This is a genomic window from Phytopseudomonas punonensis (genome assembly GCF_900142655.1).
Taxonomy (GTDB): Bacteria; Pseudomonadota; Gammaproteobacteria; order Pseudomonadales; family Pseudomonadaceae; genus Aquipseudomonas; species Aquipseudomonas punonensis.
The window spans coordinates 1,245,925-1,261,698 of sequence record NZ_FRBQ01000001.1 but is presented as its reverse complement, the minus strand read 5'-3'; the positions used below and the strand labels follow the sequence as shown (position 1 = coordinate 1,261,698).

Genomic DNA, 15,774 nt, shown 5'->3' with positions numbered 1-15,774 from the left:
ACGTGTGCGAAGGCCTGCAGGAGCGGAGAGCGCTATGAACCTGGAAACCAAATGGCTGGAGGACTTCGTGACCCTGGCCGCCACGCGCAGCTTTTCCGGGGCCGCGCAAAAGCGCTTCGTGACCCAGCCGGCGTTCAGTCGGCGCATTCAAAGCCTCGAAGCCGCCCTTGGCCTGACCTTGGTCAACCGCTCACGCACGCCTATCGAGCTGACCGAGTCCGGCCAGCTGTTTTTGCTCACTGCGCGCAGCATGGTCGAGCAGCTGGGCGAAGTGGTGCGCCACCTGCATCACCTCGAGGGCCAGCAGGGCGAGGCGCTGCAGATCGCTGCCGCCCACTCCCTGGTGTTCGGTTTCTTCCCGGAATGGATCGCCCGCCTGCGTCGTGACGGCCTGCCACTGACCACCCGGCTGGTGGCGACCAACGTCGGTGAGGCGGTGCACTCGCTGCGCGAAGGTACCTGCGACCTGATCCTCGCCTACCACGACCAGGACGCTGCCGTGCAACTGGCTCCCGACCTGTTTCCGTCGCTGCCCCTGGGCGTCAGCGAGATGCTACCGGTGTGCGCCGTCGACGAGCAGGGCGCGCCGCTGTTCGACCTGGACGCCGGGCAGAGCGTGCCGCTGCTGGCCTACAGCGCCGGCACTTACCTCGGCCGTTCGGTGAACCTGCTGTTGCGCCAGCGTGCCCTGCGTTCGACCACCGTGCACGAAACGGCCATGGCCGACAGCCTCAAGGCCATGGCCCTTCAAGGCCTGGGCGTGGCCTGGGTGCCGCGGCTGTCGATGAATGCCGAGCTGGCGCGGGGCGAGCTGGTGATCTGTGGCAAGGAGCACTGGCACATCCCGCTGGAAATCCGCCTGTACCGCTGGAGCATGTCGCGCAAGGCGGCGGTGCGGCTGTTGTGGCGCAAGTTGGAAGGGGGTGTGGGGCGGGAGGAAGGTTAGGGTGTGCCCTGGTGGTCGCCGTGATGGATATCCATCTGTGGGAGCGGGCGGGAACGCCCAGTTCATGCCCGCGAATGATCTAGAACAATAAGCCGTTCCCACACCAGATCGCCGATCTGCTTATTACTGTGTTCCAGGCTTTAAGGGCTGTGGACACTTTTTCGCGAGCATGGCCCGCTCCCACAATTCTGCCAACCCCACAGTCATGGGGCAGGCTGCGAAACCGCCTCACCCCAGCCCGTACTTCTTCACTTTGTCGAACAGCGTGGTCTTGGCCATGCCGAGGGCCTGGGCGGCCTGGCTGAGGTTGCCGGCGTGCTGTTCGAGGGCGTCGACCAGCAGGTTGCGTTCGAAGGCTTCCACGGCTTCGGCGAAGGTGGCGGCATTGCCTTCGTGGGCGCCGCTCTTCTTGAAGGCCGGCAGGCCGAGGGCGAAGCGTTCGGCGACGTTGCGCAGTTCGCGCACGTTACCGGGCCAGTCGTGGGCCATCAGTGCGGCCAGGGTGTGGCGATCCAGCTCGGGGGCGGTGCGGTCGAAGCGCAGGGCCGAGAGCTGCAGAAAGTGCTCGAACAGCAGGGCGATGTCTTCGCGGCGCTCGCGCAGTGGCGGCAATTCCAGGGTCACCACGTTGAGGCGGTAATAAAGGTCGCTGCGAAACAGCCCGGCCTTGCCGGCTTCATCGAGGTCGGCTTTGGTGGCGGCGATCACCCGGCAATCGACGTCGATTGGCTGGTTCGAGCCCAGGCGCTCCAGGCTGTGTTCCTGCAGCACGCGCAGCAGTTTGATCTGCAGGTTGAGCGGCATGCTCTCGATCTCGTCGAGAAACAGGCTGCCGCCGTTGGCGTGCTCGATCTTGCCGATGCGCCGCTTGCCGGCGCCGGTAAAGGCATGGGCCTCGTGCCCGAAAATCTCGCTCTCGAACAGGTTCTCCGGCAGGCCACCGCAGTTAAGCGCTACGAAGGCCTTTTTCTGCCGGCGGCTGAAGTCGTGCAGGCAGCGAGCGACCAGTTCCTTGCCAGTGCCGGTCTCTCCTTCGATCAGCACGTTGGCCGAGGTATCGGCGACGTTAGCGATCAGTTCCCGCAGTTGCTGCATGGCCGGCGAACGGCCGATCAACCGATGTTCCAGCGCCTGCTTGCCGGCCAGCTGGCGGCGCAGCGACGACACTTCGCGGGCCAGGCTGCGTTGTTCCAGGGCGCGGCGGGCGACGTCCACCAGCCGCTCCGGCGAAAACGGTTTTTCCATGAAGTCGTAGGCGCCGTCACGCATGGCGCCGACCGCCATGCTGATGTCGCCGTGCCCGGTGATCAGTACCACCGGCAGGCTCGGGTCGCGGCGCTTGAGCTCGCCGAGCAGCTGCAGGCCGTCCATGCCGGGCAGGCGAATGTCGCTGATGACGATGCCGGCGAAGTCCGCGTCGATACGCTGCAGAGCCAGCTCGGCGCTGCCTACGCCTTCGCAGGGAATGTCCTCGAGGGTGAGGGCTTGTTGGCAGCCGAGCAGCACGTGGGGGTCGTCTTCGACGATCAGCACGGTGAGGGCGTCATTCATCGGGTGTCTCCATGACAACGGCAGCCTGGCGCAGGTTGAGTTCGAAAGCGGTGCCGCCTTCGGGCGGATGATCGGCGCTGAGGCTGCCGCCGGCGGCAGCGGCAAGGCTGGCCGATAGTGTCAGGCCGAGCCCCAGGCCTTGCTCGCCCGGCTTGGTGGTGAAGAAGGGTTCGAAAAGATGCGTACGGTCTTCGGGGGCGATGCCGGGACCGTTGTCGAGTACGCGCAGGCGGTAGCGCTCGCCTTCGGCGCTGCCCTGCAGCCACAGCTGGCGGTCCGATTGGGCGCTCATCGCGTCGGCGGCATTGGCGATCAGATTGACGAGAATCTGCTCCAGGCGCGTCTGGTTGATCGCCAGGTTGGCGTCCGCGAACTGATGGTGAATGGTCAGCGGCGTGCGCTCCAGGCGCGGCTGCACTACCTGCAAGGCGGCGTTCACGGCCTTGCTCAGGTTGGCTTCGCCGCCATCGTTGGAGCGGCGTGCGAAGGCGCGCAGGCTGCCGGTGATCTTGCCCATGCGGTCGACCAGTTCGTTGATGGTCTGCAGGTTGGTGGTGGCCACATCGTAGGCACCGCGTGACAGGAAGCGCACGGTGTTGCCGGAGAGCGTGCGCAGCGCGGCCAGCGGTTGGTTGAGTTCGTGGGCGATGCTGGTGGACATCTGCCCGATTACCGCGAGCTTGCCGGCCTGCACCAGCTCGTCCTGGGCCAGGCGCAGGGTTTCTTCGGCCTGGCGGCGTTCGCGAATCTGCGCCTTGAGGCGGTCGTTGCTGGCGCGCAGGTCGGCGGTGCGCTCGGCGATCTTGCGCTCCAGCTCGCTGTTGGCGCGCTGCAGGGCTTCCCGGGCGGCGAGGCGGGTGGCGATCACCTTGCGGCGCTCGTTCCAGGCGATCAGCAGAAAGGCTAGCAAGGCGAAGCCGGCGGCGGCCAGCATGCCGTGGCTAATGGCCTCGCGACGCAGGTCCTGCAGCGGGCTGAGCAACGTCAGGTGCCAGGGCGTATCTTCCAGCGGGCGGCTCTGGGCCAGGTAATTGGTGACCTCACTGGCATCCTGCGCGTTGTGACCGGCGAAGCTGACCTGCTCGACACCGTCGGCCAAGGGCTCGCGCGCCAGGGGCATCAGCTCGTCGAGCGACGACCAGTGATATTGCAGGCTGCGCGCCAGGCGCTCCTTGGTGTCGGCGTCCAGCGGGCGCACGGCCTTGAGGCGCCTTGCCGGATCGCTGGAGAGAATGATGATGCCGTTCTCGTCGCTGACGTAGGCTTCCAGGCGCGCCCGTTGCCAGCGCTGCTCCAGCGGGTCGAGGCGCACCTTGACGACTGCCACGCCGATGATCCGGCCATTGGCGCGCAGGCCATGAGACAGGTAATAGCCGGGCTCGCCGGTAGTGCTGCCGATCCCGTAGAAGCGGCCCTGTTCGCCTTCCAGGGCGTCCTGGAAATAGGCGCGGAACGACAGGTCCTCGCCGAGATAACTGTCGGCCTGGCGCCAGTTGCTGGTAGCCAGCACCCGGCCGTCGGTATCCATCACGTAGATGGCCAGGCTGCCGCTACGCTGGTTGAGGCCTTCGAGGTAGTCGTTGACGCGCTGGCGTCGGTAGGCGGTGGGGCTCAGCAGCAGGCGGCTGACGTTGGATTCGAGCTCCAGCAGGCTGGGTAGGTAGGTGTACTTGTTGATTTCGCTTTCCACCGCCCGGGCATTGAGTTCGAGCTGGCGTTCACCGCTGTCGACCAGGCTGCGGATGCCGGCTTGCTCGCTCAGGTAGTAACCGGCGTAACCGCAGGCAGCCACCAGCGCCAGCATCAGCAGGGTCAGCGACAGGTGGCGGACATAGCGAGGTTTGGCGGGCAAGGCGGGTGGCACCCCAGGGAGATTGATAGACGCGCATTGCATCACAGTCACCGTGACCGAACCAGCCCGCGCAGGGGCGGGGAGGGCCGGTCACCGCTGCAGGCGCAGCGGTGCCTCGGGGCCCGAGTCATGACATCGGGCTCAGGGTTTTACCACCATGCCAACACCACGGCCGCGCGGGTCGGAAGCGGTTTGCAGGCTGCGCCCATCAACGCGAATGGCCTGGATGTCGCCCATGTTCCAGCCTTGGTCCTCGAGCACGTAGCCCATAGCCTTCAGCTCGTCTGCGACCTTGCCTGCTAGCGGCGCGTAGGCGTCGTAATAGATGGTGTCCTTGGGCAGCAATTGGTGGTGGACGCGCTGGGCGGCCACGGCTTTTTCCAGCGGCAGCTTGAAGTCGTAGACGTTGTTGAGCACCTGGAAGATCGAGGTGAAGATCCGCGAGCCACCGGGCGTGCCCAGCACCAGGCTGACCTTGCCGTCACGGGTGACGATGCTCGGGCTCATCGACGACAGCATGCGCTTGCCTGGCTCGATGGCGTTGGCATCGCTGCCGACCACACCGAAGGCGTTGGCCACGCCCGGCTTGGAGCTGAAGTCGTCCATCTCGTCATTGAGCAGGAAGCCGGCGCCTTCGACCACCACGCCGCTGCCGAAGTCCCAGTTCAGGGTGTAGGTGTTGCTGACCGCGTTGCCGTCAGCATCGACGATGGAGAAGTGCGTGGTCTGGTGCGGTTCCAGGCCTGGGCGAACATTCTCGGTCGGCGAGATGGCGGTCGGGTTGACCTCACTGGCACGGCGCTTGAGGTATTGCGCATCGACCAATTTGGCGACCGGCACCTTGGAGAAGTCCGGGTCGCCCAGATAGTCGGCGCGGTCGGCGAACACGCGCTTCTCGATCTCGGCCAAGAGGTGGATGTAGCGCGCGGAGTTCAACTCGACGCCCTTGAAGTCGGCCGCACGCTGCTCCTTGATGCCGATCAGCTGGGCCAGGGCGATGCCGCCGGAGCTGGGCAGCGGCGCGGTGTACAGGCTGTTGCCCTGCCAGTCGACGCGCATCGGCTCACGCCATTTGACGCTGTAGTCGGCCAGATCCTCTTTGGTGATCAGCCCGCCGTCGCGCTGCATCTGAGCGACCAGCAGGTCGGCGGTCTTACCTTTATAGAACTCGTCCGGGCCATTGGCCGCAATGCGTTCCAGGGTCTTTGCCATAAGCGGCTGCTTGAAGGTTTCGCCCGGGCGCATGCTGCCGAAGTGTGCGGTGAAGTTGGTCTTGCCGTTGAACAGGCCGATGGCGTCTTCACGGTACTGGAACTGCTGGTCGGCGACCTTGAAACCGCTGTTGGCGTAGCCGATGGCGGGCGTCAGCAGCTCGCTCCACCGCAGCTTGCCGAAGCGCTTGTGGGCTTCCCACAGGCCCATCACTGTGCCGGGCACGCCGGCTGCCTTGGCGCCAACCAGGCTGAGGTTCTCGATCACCTCGCCCTTGTCGTCCAGGTACATGGTCTTGGTCGCGGCCTTAGGCGCGGTTTCCCGGTAGTCGAGGAAGTACGGCTTGCCATCCATGAACAGAGTCATGAAGCCGCCGCCGCCGATGTTGCCGGCCTCGGGGTAGGTGATGGCCAGGGTGAAGGCGGTGGCAACGGCGGCGTCTACCGCGTTGCCGCCTTTCTTGAGGACGTCGGCGGCCACCTTGGCGGCATATTGATCAGGTGCGGCGACCGCACCGCCGTCCAGATTGGCTGCCAGTACCGCATTGCTGCAGGCGGCGATGGCGACGCTGAGGGTCAGGGTTTTGAAGTGCAGAACACGCATGATGGGGCCTCGATTTCTTATTTGGGCTTTTCGAGTGTAGGCCCGCTATCGGCGATAGCGGGCCTGGCGCATCAATGCTGGAGGATCTTGGCGAGGAACTGCTGGGCGCGGTCGGAGCGGGCGTTGATATCGCCGAAGAACTCTTCCTTCGGGCAGTCCTCGACGATCTTGCCGGCGTCCATGAAGATCACCCGGTCGGCGACCTTGCGGGCGAAGCCCATCTCGTGGGTCACGCACATCATGGTCATGCCTTCGTGGGCTAGCTGGACCATCACGTCGAGCACTTCGTTGACCATCTCCGGATCGAGCGCCGAGGTCGGTTCGTCGAACAGCATGACGATTGGGTCCATGGCCAGGGCGCGGGCAATCGCCACACGCTGCTGCTGGCCGCCAGAGAGCTGGCCCGGGTGCTTGTGGGCGTGCTCCGAGAGGCCGACGCGGTCGAGTAGCTGCAGGCCTTTCTTGGTGGCCTCTTCCTTGCTGCGGCCGAGCACCTTGATCTGCGCGATGGTCAGGTTTTCGGTGATGGTCAGGTGCGGGAACAGCTCGAAGTGCTGGAACACCATGCCGACGCGCGAACGCAGTTTCGGCAGGTTGGTCTTCTTGTCGGCAATCGAGGTGCCGTCGACCACGATGTCGCCCTTCTGGAACGGTTCCAGGGCGTTGACGCACTTGATCAGGGTCGACTTGCCCGAACCGGACGGCCCGCAGACCACGACCACTTCGCCTTTCTTGACGTCCGTGGTGCAGTCGGTCAGCACCTGGAAGTCCCCATACCACTTGTTGACGTTCTTGATGGAAATCATACGGCTAACCTTTTTTGCAGGAGCTTGACCAGCTGCGAGGCAGCGAAGCTGATGGTGAAGTAGACCAGGCCGGCGAAGATCAGGAATTCATGAGGCTGACCCAGAATGTCGCCGCGCGAGCGAGCAGCATTGAGGAAGTCCATCAGGCCGACGGTGTAGACCAGCGAGGTGTCCTGGAACAGGATGATGCTCTGCTGCAGCAGCAGCGGGGTCATCTTGCGAAACGCTTGGGGCAGGATGATCAGGCGCATGGTCTGGCCGTAGCTCATGCCCAACGCCTGGGCGGCGCCCATCTGGCCTTTTGGAATGGCCTGGATGCCGGCGCGGACGATTTCGCAGAAGTACGCCGCCTCGAACATGATGAAGGCCACCAGGCAGGACGCGAACGCGCCTACCGGCGTGTCTTCACCGGTGATCCAGCGCAGGATGAACGGCACCGCGAAGTAGAACCAGGTGATCACCAGCAGCAGCGGGATCGAGCGGAAGTAGTTGACGTAAGTAGCTGCCAGTTTGGACAGCAGCACGTTGCTCGACAGGCGCATCAGCGCCAGCAGGGTGCCGAGAATCACGCCACCGATAACGCCCATGACCATTAGCTGCAGGGTCATGGCCATGCCTTCCCAGAGGCCTGGCAGAGCGGGAATAATCTGACTGAAGTCCATCATTTACCTCCCACGGAAATCAGGCCCGGCACGGCAACTTTGCGCTCGACCATGCGCATGATCATCATCAGGCTCATGTTCAGGGTGAAGTAGATCAGCGTCGCCAGGGTGAAGGCCTCGAACAGGTTGGCGCTGAACTCGGCGGTCTGTTTGGTCTGCGCGAGCAGCTCCATGAGGCCGATCAGCGAGGCCACCGAGGAGTTCTTGAAGATGTTCAGAAACTCACTGGTTAATGGCGGAATGATGATCCGGTAGGCCTGGGGCAGCAGCACGTTGCGGTAGATCTGCGGCAGACGGAAACCCATGGCGTAGGCCGCGGCGGTCTGGCCGGCCGGCAGCGCCTGGATACCGGTACGTACCTGCTCGCACACCCGGGCGGCAGTGAACAGGCCGAGACACACCACGACCGATAGATAGGCCGAGGTCGCCGGGTTGAGATCCTGCTTGAACCACAGCTCCAGCGGTTCGGGCAGCAGGTCCGGCATCAGGAAGTACCAGAGGAACAGCTGCACCAGCAGCGGTACGTTACGGAAGATCTCCACGTAGGTGGTGGCGATCCCGGAGATCAGGCGGTTCGGCACGGTGCGCATCACACCGAGCAGCGAGCCAAGCGACAGGGCGATCAGCCAGCCGACCACGGCGATGGCGATGGTCCAGCCCAGGCCGGTGAGGAACCACTCCAGGTAGATTTCATCGCCAATGCCGGTGGACTTGAAGAAGATGCCCCAGTCCCAGTTGTAATTCATCGGGTTTCCCCTCTTGTGAGGAAGCAGATCTGCTGCGCGTCGGCCCTGCTGCATTGAAACCAGGCTCGGAAGTCGTTTGCGACTAACGCACTTCAGTGCGGCCCCGAAGGGGCGAACGAAGTGAGTCATGCTCATGTGCTACAGCACACTCCGCTTCCTCGCCTGCTTTCGCCTTGCATGGCTCTAGCTCGCGAGCTCTTGAATATGCTGACGAAGGGCAACAGCGTCCCGCATCCGCAGGAGCGGATGAATGTTGGCTTCGTCAGGAAATAGGTGGAGAGGCCTGTGGCCCCTCCGGGTCCCCGCTACGCCCCTTTTCGTGGAAGGGGCGCGGCATCACGCCTTCAGATCTGCTCTACAGATTTGTCGGTCGGCTCGGCGATCAGCTTTTTCAGCTCGTCGCTCATGGGGAAGTTGAGGTTCAGGCCTTTTGGCGGAACAGGCTGCTGGAACCACTTGTTGTAGATGTCGTTGATTTCGCCCGAGGCGTAGGTCGCGCTGATGGCCTTGTCGACCACCTTCTTGAAGCCTTCGTCGCCCTTGCGAACCATGCAACCGTAGATTTCGAACGACTGCGGGGTGCCGACTACGTGCCAGTCATCCGGCTTCTTGGCCTTGGCCATTTCGCCAGCGAGCAGGGCGTCGTCCATCATGAACGCGACAGCGCGGTTGGACTCGAGCATCAGGAAGGACTCGCCGTGATCCTTGGCGGAAATCACGTTCATGCCCATCTTCTTCTCGGCGTTCATGGACTTGAGCAGGCGCTCGGACGTGGTACCGGCGGTGGTCACCACGTTCTTGCCCTTGAGGTCTTCGAAATCGTTCACGCCGCTGCTTTTCTTGGTCAGCAGACGGGTGCCGACTTCGAAGATGCCGACGGAGAAGTCGACCTGGCGCTGACGCTCGACGTTGTTGGTGGTGGAGCCGCATTCCAGGTCCACGGTGCCGTTCTGCACCAGTGGGATACGGGTCTGGGAGGTCACCAGGTTGTAGCGCACCTTCAGGTCAGGCAGCTCCAGTTCCTTTTTCAGCTCTTCGACGACTTTGAGCTGCAGGTCATGGGAGTAGCCAACCGGCTGCTTGGAGGTGTCGCCGAAATAAGAGAACGGGATGGACGAGTCGCGGTGGCCCAGGGTGATGGTGCCCGAGTCCTTGATCTTCTTCAGGGTGCCGGTCAGTTCTGCGGCAAAAACCGGGCTGGACATCAGGGTGGCGGCAACGGCTACAGCCAGTACGCGGGGGACGATACGCATGGGTCGATTTCCTCGGTGTTGTTGTTATTGAGGTCGTACGGCGAGGTACGTGCCTCCATGTGGAAGGGCTATCGCATTCCTGCCCTATACAGAGCAGGATGTATGCCAGGCCTTTGCGAGCATCTACGATCAATCCATGCAATTGATAAATAAGGATATTTAATTGATGGCTGAGCGCAGAGAAAACGCTAGGGATTCGGATGTTCGGTTTTTCGACCGGTTAACGTTCGGAATTCCGAATGGAAGGCGGGCGGCCACGGACATGGCCGCCCGAGAGGGCATTGCTTAGCGGTTACGCAGAAAGGCGTTGATGAAGTCGCCCTGGTTGGCAGCGTCACGTTCGGTGGTGAACAGGATGCGATTGCCCTGTTCGCGGATCTTCATTTCCTTGCCGAAGCTGCACTCGACGGTATTGAGCTTGGCGGCCTTCTCCTTGAACTCGGGAGAGCTGCTGCACAGGTTGTTCATCTGGTTGACCACTTCGCCGCAGTAGCCGGAAACGCTCAGCTCCTTGAGCAACTGCTCGTCCATGCCCTGCCAGTTGACCTCGGTCTTCAGGGTAGTGCCGCAGCTGGCCGACGCCTCCTTGTCCATCTGTTGCAGGCGCTCGACGTGATACTGCTGGCGCTTCTCACGATCGAAACTGGCCAGCTTCTCCTGCACGCCATCCTTTTTCTGCTTCTCATAAAGGGCCAGCAACTCGGCCGGTTTGACCACCTTACTGGCCTTCTCGTCGAAACTCAGGTACAGCGCGTCGCGGTTATTCGGCAGGTACAGCTGGTAGGACTCGCCGCCCCATTCCTGGCGCTGGCCGAGCAGCACGTAGGCGCTGCCATCGAGGGTGGTGGCGTAGTCGCTTTCATTCTGGCTACGTGGTTTGACATCGGTCAGCAGCACCACTTCATCGAGCGGATGGTTGATGCCGCTGATCTGCACCAGGGCCTGCTTCTCGTCGCTGCTGGGCGCGACGACGACGCGGACGCCCTTGTCGGCGGCGAAGGCTTTGGGGTACTTCGCCAGCTCCAGAGCGCTGGCGTTGAAGGTCAGGAAGGTTGAGGCGATAAGCAGCGACAGCCGTGTCATGGCGGAGTCCTTTGGTGGGTGATAAAGCTGAGTCTAACCGCCTCTGACAGCGCGCGATGTGAGCCCGTTCCGCGATGTCAGAGGCCATGCTCAGAATTGCATCACCACCCGGCCCTCTATCTGCCCGGCTCGCATCTGGTCGAGCACGCCATTGACGTTATCCAGACGGTCGCAATGGATAGTCGCCTTGACCAGCCCTTCGCCGGCGAAGTCCAGCGCTTCCTGCAGGTCCGCGCGAGTGCCGACGATGGAGCCGGTGATGCTGATGGCTTTGAGCACCACGTCGAAGATTGGCGTCGGGAAGTCGCCTGGCGGCAGCCCCACCAGCGCCACGGTGCCGCCGCGGCGGGCCATACCGATCGCCTGGCCAAAGGCACTGTTCGACACCGCGGTGACCAGCACGCCGTGGGCGCCGCCGATATCGCGTTGAATGACCTCGGCCGGGTTCTCGTGGCGCGCATTGATGGTCAGGCTGGCGCCGAGCTTTTTGGCCAGCGCCAGCTTGGCGTCGTCTACATCGATGGCAGCCACGTGCAGGCCCATGGCGCGGGCGTATTGCACTGCCACGTGGCCCAGGCCGCCGATGCCGGAAATCGCCACCCACTGGCCGGGGCGGGCGCCGGTCACTTTCAGGCCTTTATAGACGGTTACGCCGGCGCAGAGGATCGGCGCGATCTCGGCGAATTCGACGTTCTTTGGCAGGAGGCCCACATAGTTGGGGTCGGCCAGCACGTACTCGGCATAGCTGCCGTTCACCGAGTAACCGGTGTTCTGTTGCTCGGCGCAGAGGGTTTCCCAGCCCGTCAGGCAGTGCTCGCAGCAGCCGCAGGCGGTGTACAGCCAGGGCACGCCAACCCGGTCGCCTTCACGTACGCGGGTCACGCCGGCGCCTATCGCGGCGACATAACCAACACCTTCGTGACCAGGAATGAACGGCAGGCTGGGCTTTACCGGCCAGTCACCATCGGCGGCGTGCAGGTCGGTGTGGCAGACGCCGGCGGCTTCGATCTTCACCAGTATCTGCCCGGGGCCAGGCAGCGGCACCTTCACTTCCTCGAGCCGCAGGGGCTCGCCAAAGGCATGAACGACAGCGGCTTTCATGGTCTTTTGCATGGCGCGATCCTCTTCGATGAGAACCGTCAGTATGCAAAGTCCTGCGGGCCGGGCATTGCCTCAGGACAAGGGAATGGGTCGCCACGCCACAGGCCGACAGGCGGCTGATTATCGATTTGCCCACGACTGCAGTATAATTGCCGGTTTTCGCAAACCACGCTTCCCGCGTGGTTTGTTGTTTCTGCTGCGGCGCCAAGCGCCCGAGACGAGAGAGGCACGACGATGAGTGCACTGGTTGGCGTGATCATGGGTTCCAAATCCGACTGGAGCACCCTGAGCCATACCGTCGAGATGCTCGACAAGCTGGGCATCCCCAATGAAGTGAAGGTGGTTTCCGCCCACCGCACCCCGGATCTGCTGTTCCAGTACGCCGAAGAGGCCGAAGGCCGTGGCATTCAGGTGATCATCGCCGGTGCTGGCGGCGCCGCCCACTTGCCGGGCATGTGCGCGGCGAAAACTCACCTGCCGGTACTTGGCGTGCCGGTACAGTCGTCGATGCTCTCGGGCGTCGATTCGCTGCTGTCCATCGTGCAGATGCCGGCCGGTATCCCGGTCGCTACCCTGGCCATCGGCAAGGCTGGCGCGATCAACGCCGCGCTGCTGGCGGCTAGCATCCTCGGGCACCAGCACCCGCAGTTCCACGCGGCGCTCAAGCAGTTCCGCGACGAACAGACCAATACTGTGCTGGAAAATCCGGACCCGAGGGCTCAGTAATGAAGATCGGCGTAATCGGCGGCGGCCAGCTCGGCCGTATGTTGGCTCTGGCGGGCACTCCGCTGGGGATGAGTTTCGCGTTTCTCGACCCGGCACCGGATGCCTGCGCCCAAGCGCTGGGCGAGCACATCCGCGCTGATTACGGCGATCAGGATCACCTGCGCCAACTGGCCGACGAGGTCGATCTGGTGACCTTCGAGTTCGAGAGCGTGCCGGCGGAAACCGTCGCCTTCCTCTCCCAGTTCGTGCCGGTGTACCCGAGCGCCGAAGCCCTGCGTATCGCCCGTGATCGCTGGTTCGAGAAGTCGATGTTCAAGGACCTCGGCATCCCGACGCCGGAATTCGCCGACATCCAGTCCCAGGCGGATCTCGATGCAGCAGTGGCCAGCATCGGCCTGCCGGCGGTGATGAAGACCCGCACCCTGGGTTATGACGGCAAGGGTCAGAAGGTGCTGCGCAAGCCCGAAGACGTGGCCGGTGCATTCGCCGAGCTGGGTAGCGTGCCGTGCATCCTCGAAGGCTTCGTGCCGTTCAGCGGTGAGGTGTCGCTGGTTGCCGTGCGCGGCCGTGATGGCGAGACGCGCTTCTACCCGCTGGTGCACAACACCCACGACAGCGGCATTCTCAGCCTGTCGATCGCCAGCACCGCGCACCCGCTGCAGGCGCTGGCCGAAGATTACGTCGGCCGGGTGCTGGAGCAGCTCGACTACGTCGGTGTGCTGGCCTTCGAGTTCTTCGAAGTCGATGGTGGCCTGAAGGCCAACGAGATCGCCCCGCGTGTGCACAACTCCGGACACTGGACCATCGAAGGCGCCGAGTGCAGCCAGTTCGAGAACCACCTGCGCGCCGTCGCCGGCCTGCCGCTGGGCTCGACCGCCAAGGTCGGCGAGAGCGCCATGCTCAACTTCATCGGCAGCGTACCGGCTGTGGATAAGGTGGCGGCCATCGACGATTGCCACCTGCATCACTACGGCAAGGCCTTCAAGGCCGGTCGCAAGGTCGGCCACGCCACCCTGCGCTGCGCAGATCGGGCGACCCTCGGCAGCCGTATCGCCGAGGTACAGGCGCTTATCGCCGCAGGCTAGATAGGTGCGGGCGAGGCAGGTTGAACCTCTGCGCCGCCGCTCTCGTCAGATGAAAGGCGCCGCAGCAGTGCGGCGCCTTTTTTAATTCTGGAGGGCGTCATGGGTATTATCGGCACTATTCTAATCGGCCTGATCGTGGGTTTGATTGCCCGTTTCCTCAAGCCTGGCGATGACAGCATGGGCTGGATCATGACCATCCTGCTGGGTATCGGTGGTTCCATCGCTGCCACTTACGGTGGCCAGGCGCTGGGCATCTACCAGGCAGGTGAAGGCGCTGGTTTCATCGGCGCGGTGGTCGGTGCGATCATCCTGCTGGTGATCTACGGCATGATCACCAAGAAGAGCTAAACCGGTAGCCTGACGCATCGACGCCTGGCTACTCCCTGTTGGCCATTACCACCGTGAGTCCCGTCGATGCGTTACCTGCCACTTGTTCTGCTGTTGATCTGCGGCCTGGCCCGCGCCGAGCTGCCCGAAACCGACTGGCTCGACCTGATGCCCGAGTCTGACCAGCGTGCGCTGGAACAGATGCCGGAGATCACCCACAACGGCCCCGAGGCTGACGGCACGTTCGACAGCAAGGGCGGTTTGAAGCAACAGCAAAAAGGCCTGCCCGCGGTCATGTATTCGGCCAAGACCGTACCGAGCATGAACGGCAAGAAGATTCGCATCGGCGGCTATCCAGTCCCGCTGGAAACCGACAACGCCGGGCGCAGCACTTTGTTCTTCCTGGTGCCCTATCCGGGCGCCTGCATCCACGTACCGCCACCACCACCGAACCAACTGGTGTTGGTGCGCTATCCCAAAGGCATTGCTCTGCCCGATATCTATGAACCGCTGTGGGTCAACGGCACGCTGAAGATCGAGCAGGTCAGCAACGATCTGGCCGATGCGGCCTATGCGCTGGATGCGAGCAGCGCGAGGATGGTCGAGGAAGGGGACCTGTGATGGGAAAACGGCGCCTTGAAGGCGCCGTTTTCTTTTGGACTCAGGAACGTATGACCAGGTGCATGGCCTGGCGGGCCATATCGACGACCGCTCGGGCGAGCAGGTCGAGTACCCAGCGCAGGAAGAACGTGGTCACCTCAATCGTCGCGGGCACGGCACGGCCCAGGAATTTGAAGATTTTCACGATCAGGGCGCGGACGGAGTCGCTGATGTCCTTACAGATCTGGGCACCTTGCACCAGAATCCCGGCAATCTGATCCAGCACCGTAACGCCGATGGTGATCGCGCTGCCGATAACGATATTGGCGGCCTTCTTGAGTAGATACTGCATGGCCTTGGAGATCATCCACAAGGTTGCCGCGGAAAACATGGTCGGGCCATAGCTGGCGCTTTCCAGCCAGATATCGATTTCCCTGTCCAGAGGCGGCTCCGGATTGCGATAGAGCCCCCTCCAGCTGGCATCGCCAATCGAAGGCAGGTAGGAGGTCATGCGGTGAGCGTCAGGGCTGATCTGAGCGCCCTTCCACGGGATCATGCAGACATTGCCGGTAACCGGCACATGGCTGAACGGAAAGATCGGCACCATGCTCACCGGGTCGGCGCTGTGGTAGACCCGGTGGATGTTGTCGGCGCCGAGCTTGCCGCTCAGGTGGCGTGCGAAGCCGGCCACACCGGTACGTGGTGAGCCAAAGGTGTAGAGCTTGATACCGGCTACGCCGAGCTCGCTAAGGTGATCTGCCGCCAGGGTAGCCAGGGCACCGCCCAGGCTGTGGCCCACGCAGTGCACGGTGCTGGGGTTACGGCCGCGCATGAATGAATCGAGATCGTTGCGTAGCGACTTGAACGTTTCATTGAAGCCTGCGTGCACAGGCCAGGTGCTCGGGCCGCGTTGTAGGCCGGCGTTCGCATCGGTCATCGCATCTGCAAAGGTGTCGGTGCCGCGAAATGCCAGCAGCATCTCTCCCTGCCGCCCCCCTACGCCGTGTACGGCATAGGCGAAGCCTGTCCGTGTACGGAAAACGGCACCGCTGGTTCCGCTGGCCATTTGCAGATTGGAGAAATCGAATGAGTTGCTCAGCCCGAGGCGGGCGGCCTCATCCTCCACACCGCCTTTGGATGACATGACGGCATCCTTGACGGTGTAGACATGCGTTGCGATCTGCGCGGATTGTTTGGGGCTCAAGGGGTTCACAGCCGAAT

At 63.2% G+C, this 15,774-nt stretch carries 15 protein-coding genes; 5 read left to right on the top strand and 10 right to left on the bottom strand.

The genetic code is table 11. The features are described from left to right. Window positions 1-34: 34 nt before the first annotated feature. Entirely contained in the window at window positions 35-946 is a 912-nt protein-coding gene (locus BUC40_RS05735; RefSeq protein WP_073263457.1) for a LysR substrate-binding domain-containing protein, read from the top strand. A 228-nt stretch (window positions 947-1,174) separates the two neighbouring features. Here the strand turns inward: BUC40_RS05735 and aauR are convergent, their stop codons facing one another. The 9 genes from aauR to adhP form a co-directional block, all read right to left on the bottom strand. Then, the gene (gene aauR, locus BUC40_RS05730) at window positions 1,175-2,497 is read right to left on the bottom strand and encodes a two-component response regulator AauR (protein ID WP_073263455.1); all 1,323 of its coding nucleotides are present in this window, start codon (window positions 2,495-2,497) and stop codon (window positions 1,175-1,177) included. Continuing rightward, entirely contained in the window at window positions 2,490-4,391 is a 1,902-nt protein-coding gene (locus BUC40_RS05725) for a sensor histidine kinase (protein WP_073263453.1), read from the bottom strand. The genes aauR and BUC40_RS05725 overlap by 8 nt, the downstream gene beginning before the upstream one ends. A gap of 99 nt (window positions 4,392-4,490) precedes the next feature. After that, the gene (ggt, locus tag BUC40_RS05720; RefSeq protein WP_073263451.1) at window positions 4,491-6,164 is read right to left on the bottom strand and encodes a gamma-glutamyltransferase; all 1,674 of its coding nucleotides are present in this window, start codon (window positions 6,162-6,164) and stop codon (window positions 4,491-4,493) included. 71 nt (window positions 6,165-6,235) lie between these two features. Beyond that, entirely contained in the window at window positions 6,236-6,970 is a 735-nt protein-coding gene (locus BUC40_RS05715; RefSeq protein WP_073263449.1) for an amino acid ABC transporter ATP-binding protein, read from the bottom strand. After that, window positions 6,967-7,635: an amino acid ABC transporter permease gene (locus BUC40_RS05710; protein WP_208605740.1), complete on the bottom strand. Its 669-nt coding sequence runs from the start codon at window positions 7,633-7,635 to the stop codon at window positions 6,967-6,969. Before BUC40_RS05710 ends, BUC40_RS05715 begins: the two co-directional genes overlap by 4 nt. Continuing rightward, the gene (locus BUC40_RS05705) at window positions 7,632-8,378 is read right to left on the bottom strand and encodes an amino acid ABC transporter permease (RefSeq protein WP_073263445.1); all 747 of its coding nucleotides are present in this window, start codon (window positions 8,376-8,378) and stop codon (window positions 7,632-7,634) included. Before BUC40_RS05705 ends, BUC40_RS05710 begins: the two co-directional genes overlap by 4 nt. Before the next feature lie 344 nt (window positions 8,379-8,722). Continuing rightward, window positions 8,723-9,631, bottom strand: coding sequence for a glutamate/aspartate ABC transporter substrate-binding protein (locus BUC40_RS05700; RefSeq protein ID WP_073263443.1), 909 nt, complete (start codon window positions 9,629-9,631; stop codon window positions 8,723-8,725). A 285-nt stretch (window positions 9,632-9,916) separates the two neighbouring features. After that, the gene (locus BUC40_RS05695; protein ID WP_073263441.1) at window positions 9,917-10,714 is read right to left on the bottom strand and encodes a hypothetical protein; all 798 of its coding nucleotides are present in this window, start codon (window positions 10,712-10,714) and stop codon (window positions 9,917-9,919) included. 90 nt (window positions 10,715-10,804) lie between these two features. Further along, window positions 10,805-11,827: an alcohol dehydrogenase AdhP gene (gene adhP, locus BUC40_RS05690; RefSeq protein ID WP_073263435.1), complete on the bottom strand. Its 1,023-nt coding sequence runs from the start codon at window positions 11,825-11,827 to the stop codon at window positions 10,805-10,807. Window positions 11,828-12,049: 222 nt separating this feature from the next. On the opposite strand from adhP, the gene purE reads away from it, so the two are divergent. From purE to BUC40_RS05670, 4 genes are all read left to right on the top strand, one after another. Then, complete coding sequence (gene purE, locus BUC40_RS05685; RefSeq protein WP_073263433.1) at window positions 12,050-12,541, top strand: 5-(carboxyamino)imidazole ribonucleotide mutase; 492 nt, start codon at window positions 12,050-12,052, stop codon at window positions 12,539-12,541. Continuing rightward, window positions 12,541-13,626 (top strand): 5-(carboxyamino)imidazole ribonucleotide synthase, encoded by a 1,086-nt coding sequence (locus tag BUC40_RS05680; protein ID WP_073263431.1) that lies wholly within the window; start codon window positions 12,541-12,543, stop codon window positions 13,624-13,626. Before purE ends, BUC40_RS05680 begins: the two co-directional genes overlap by 1 nt. 99 nt (window positions 13,627-13,725) lie before the next feature. Beyond that, a complete protein-coding gene (locus tag BUC40_RS05675) occupies window positions 13,726-13,974 on the top strand; it encodes a GlsB/YeaQ/YmgE family stress response membrane protein (protein WP_073263429.1) in 249 nt (82 codons plus the stop codon). 66 nt (window positions 13,975-14,040) lie between these two features. Further along, window positions 14,041-14,574: a DUF3299 domain-containing protein gene (locus BUC40_RS05670; RefSeq protein WP_073263427.1), complete on the top strand. Its 534-nt coding sequence runs from the start codon at window positions 14,041-14,043 to the stop codon at window positions 14,572-14,574. A 40-nt stretch (window positions 14,575-14,614) separates the two neighbouring features. Here BUC40_RS05670 and BUC40_RS05665 read toward each other — a convergent pair whose 3' ends face one another. Then, window positions 14,615-15,697: a lipase family protein gene (locus BUC40_RS05665; protein WP_139272114.1), complete on the bottom strand. Its 1,083-nt coding sequence runs from the start codon at window positions 15,695-15,697 to the stop codon at window positions 14,615-14,617. Between the last annotated feature and the right edge of the window lie 77 nt (window positions 15,698-15,774).

Coding starts and splice junctions, on each gene's coding strand:
- ggt (WP_073263451.1), bottom strand. CDS start 6,164: ATGCGTGTTCTGCACTTCAAAACCCTGACCCTCAGCGTCGCCATCGCC.
- aauR (WP_073263455.1), bottom strand. CDS start 2,497: ATGAATGACGCCCTCACCGTGCTGATCGTCGAAGACGACCCCCACGTG.
- BUC40_RS05695 (WP_073263441.1), bottom strand. CDS start 10,714: ATGACACGGCTGTCGCTGCTTATCGCCTCAACCTTCCTGACCTTCAAC.
- BUC40_RS05705 (WP_073263445.1), bottom strand. CDS start 8,378: ATGAATTACAACTGGGACTGGGGCATCTTCTTCAAGTCCACCGGCATT.
- BUC40_RS05675 (WP_073263429.1), top strand. CDS start 13,726: ATGGGTATTATCGGCACTATTCTAATCGGCCTGATCGTGGGTTTGATT.
- BUC40_RS05710 (WP_208605740.1), bottom strand. CDS start 7,635: ATGATGGACTTCAGTCAGATTATTCCCGCTCTGCCAGGCCTCTGGGAA.
- BUC40_RS05700 (WP_073263443.1), bottom strand. CDS start 9,631: ATGCGTATCGTCCCCCGCGTACTGGCTGTAGCCGTTGCCGCCACCCTG.
- purE (WP_073263433.1), top strand. CDS start 12,050: ATGAGTGCACTGGTTGGCGTGATCATGGGTTCCAAATCCGACTGGAGC.
- BUC40_RS05670 (WP_073263427.1), top strand. CDS start 14,041: ATGCGTTACCTGCCACTTGTTCTGCTGTTGATCTGCGGCCTGGCCCGC.
- BUC40_RS05715 (WP_073263449.1), bottom strand. CDS start 6,970: ATGATTTCCATCAAGAACGTCAACAAGTGGTATGGGGACTTCCAGGTG.
- adhP (WP_073263435.1), bottom strand. CDS start 11,827: ATGCAAAAGACCATGAAAGCCGCTGTCGTTCATGCCTTTGGCGAGCCC.
- BUC40_RS05680 (WP_073263431.1), top strand. CDS start 12,541: ATGAAGATCGGCGTAATCGGCGGCGGCCAGCTCGGCCGTATGTTGGCT.
- BUC40_RS05665 (WP_139272114.1), bottom strand. CDS start 15,697: ATGTCATCCAAAGGCGGTGTGGAGGATGAGGCCGCCCGCCTCGGGCTG.
- BUC40_RS05735 (WP_073263457.1), top strand. CDS start 35: ATGAACCTGGAAACCAAATGGCTGGAGGACTTCGTGACCCTGGCCGCC.
- BUC40_RS05725 (WP_073263453.1), bottom strand. CDS start 4,391: ATGCAATGCGCGTCTATCAATCTCCCTGGGGTGCCACCCGCCTTGCCC.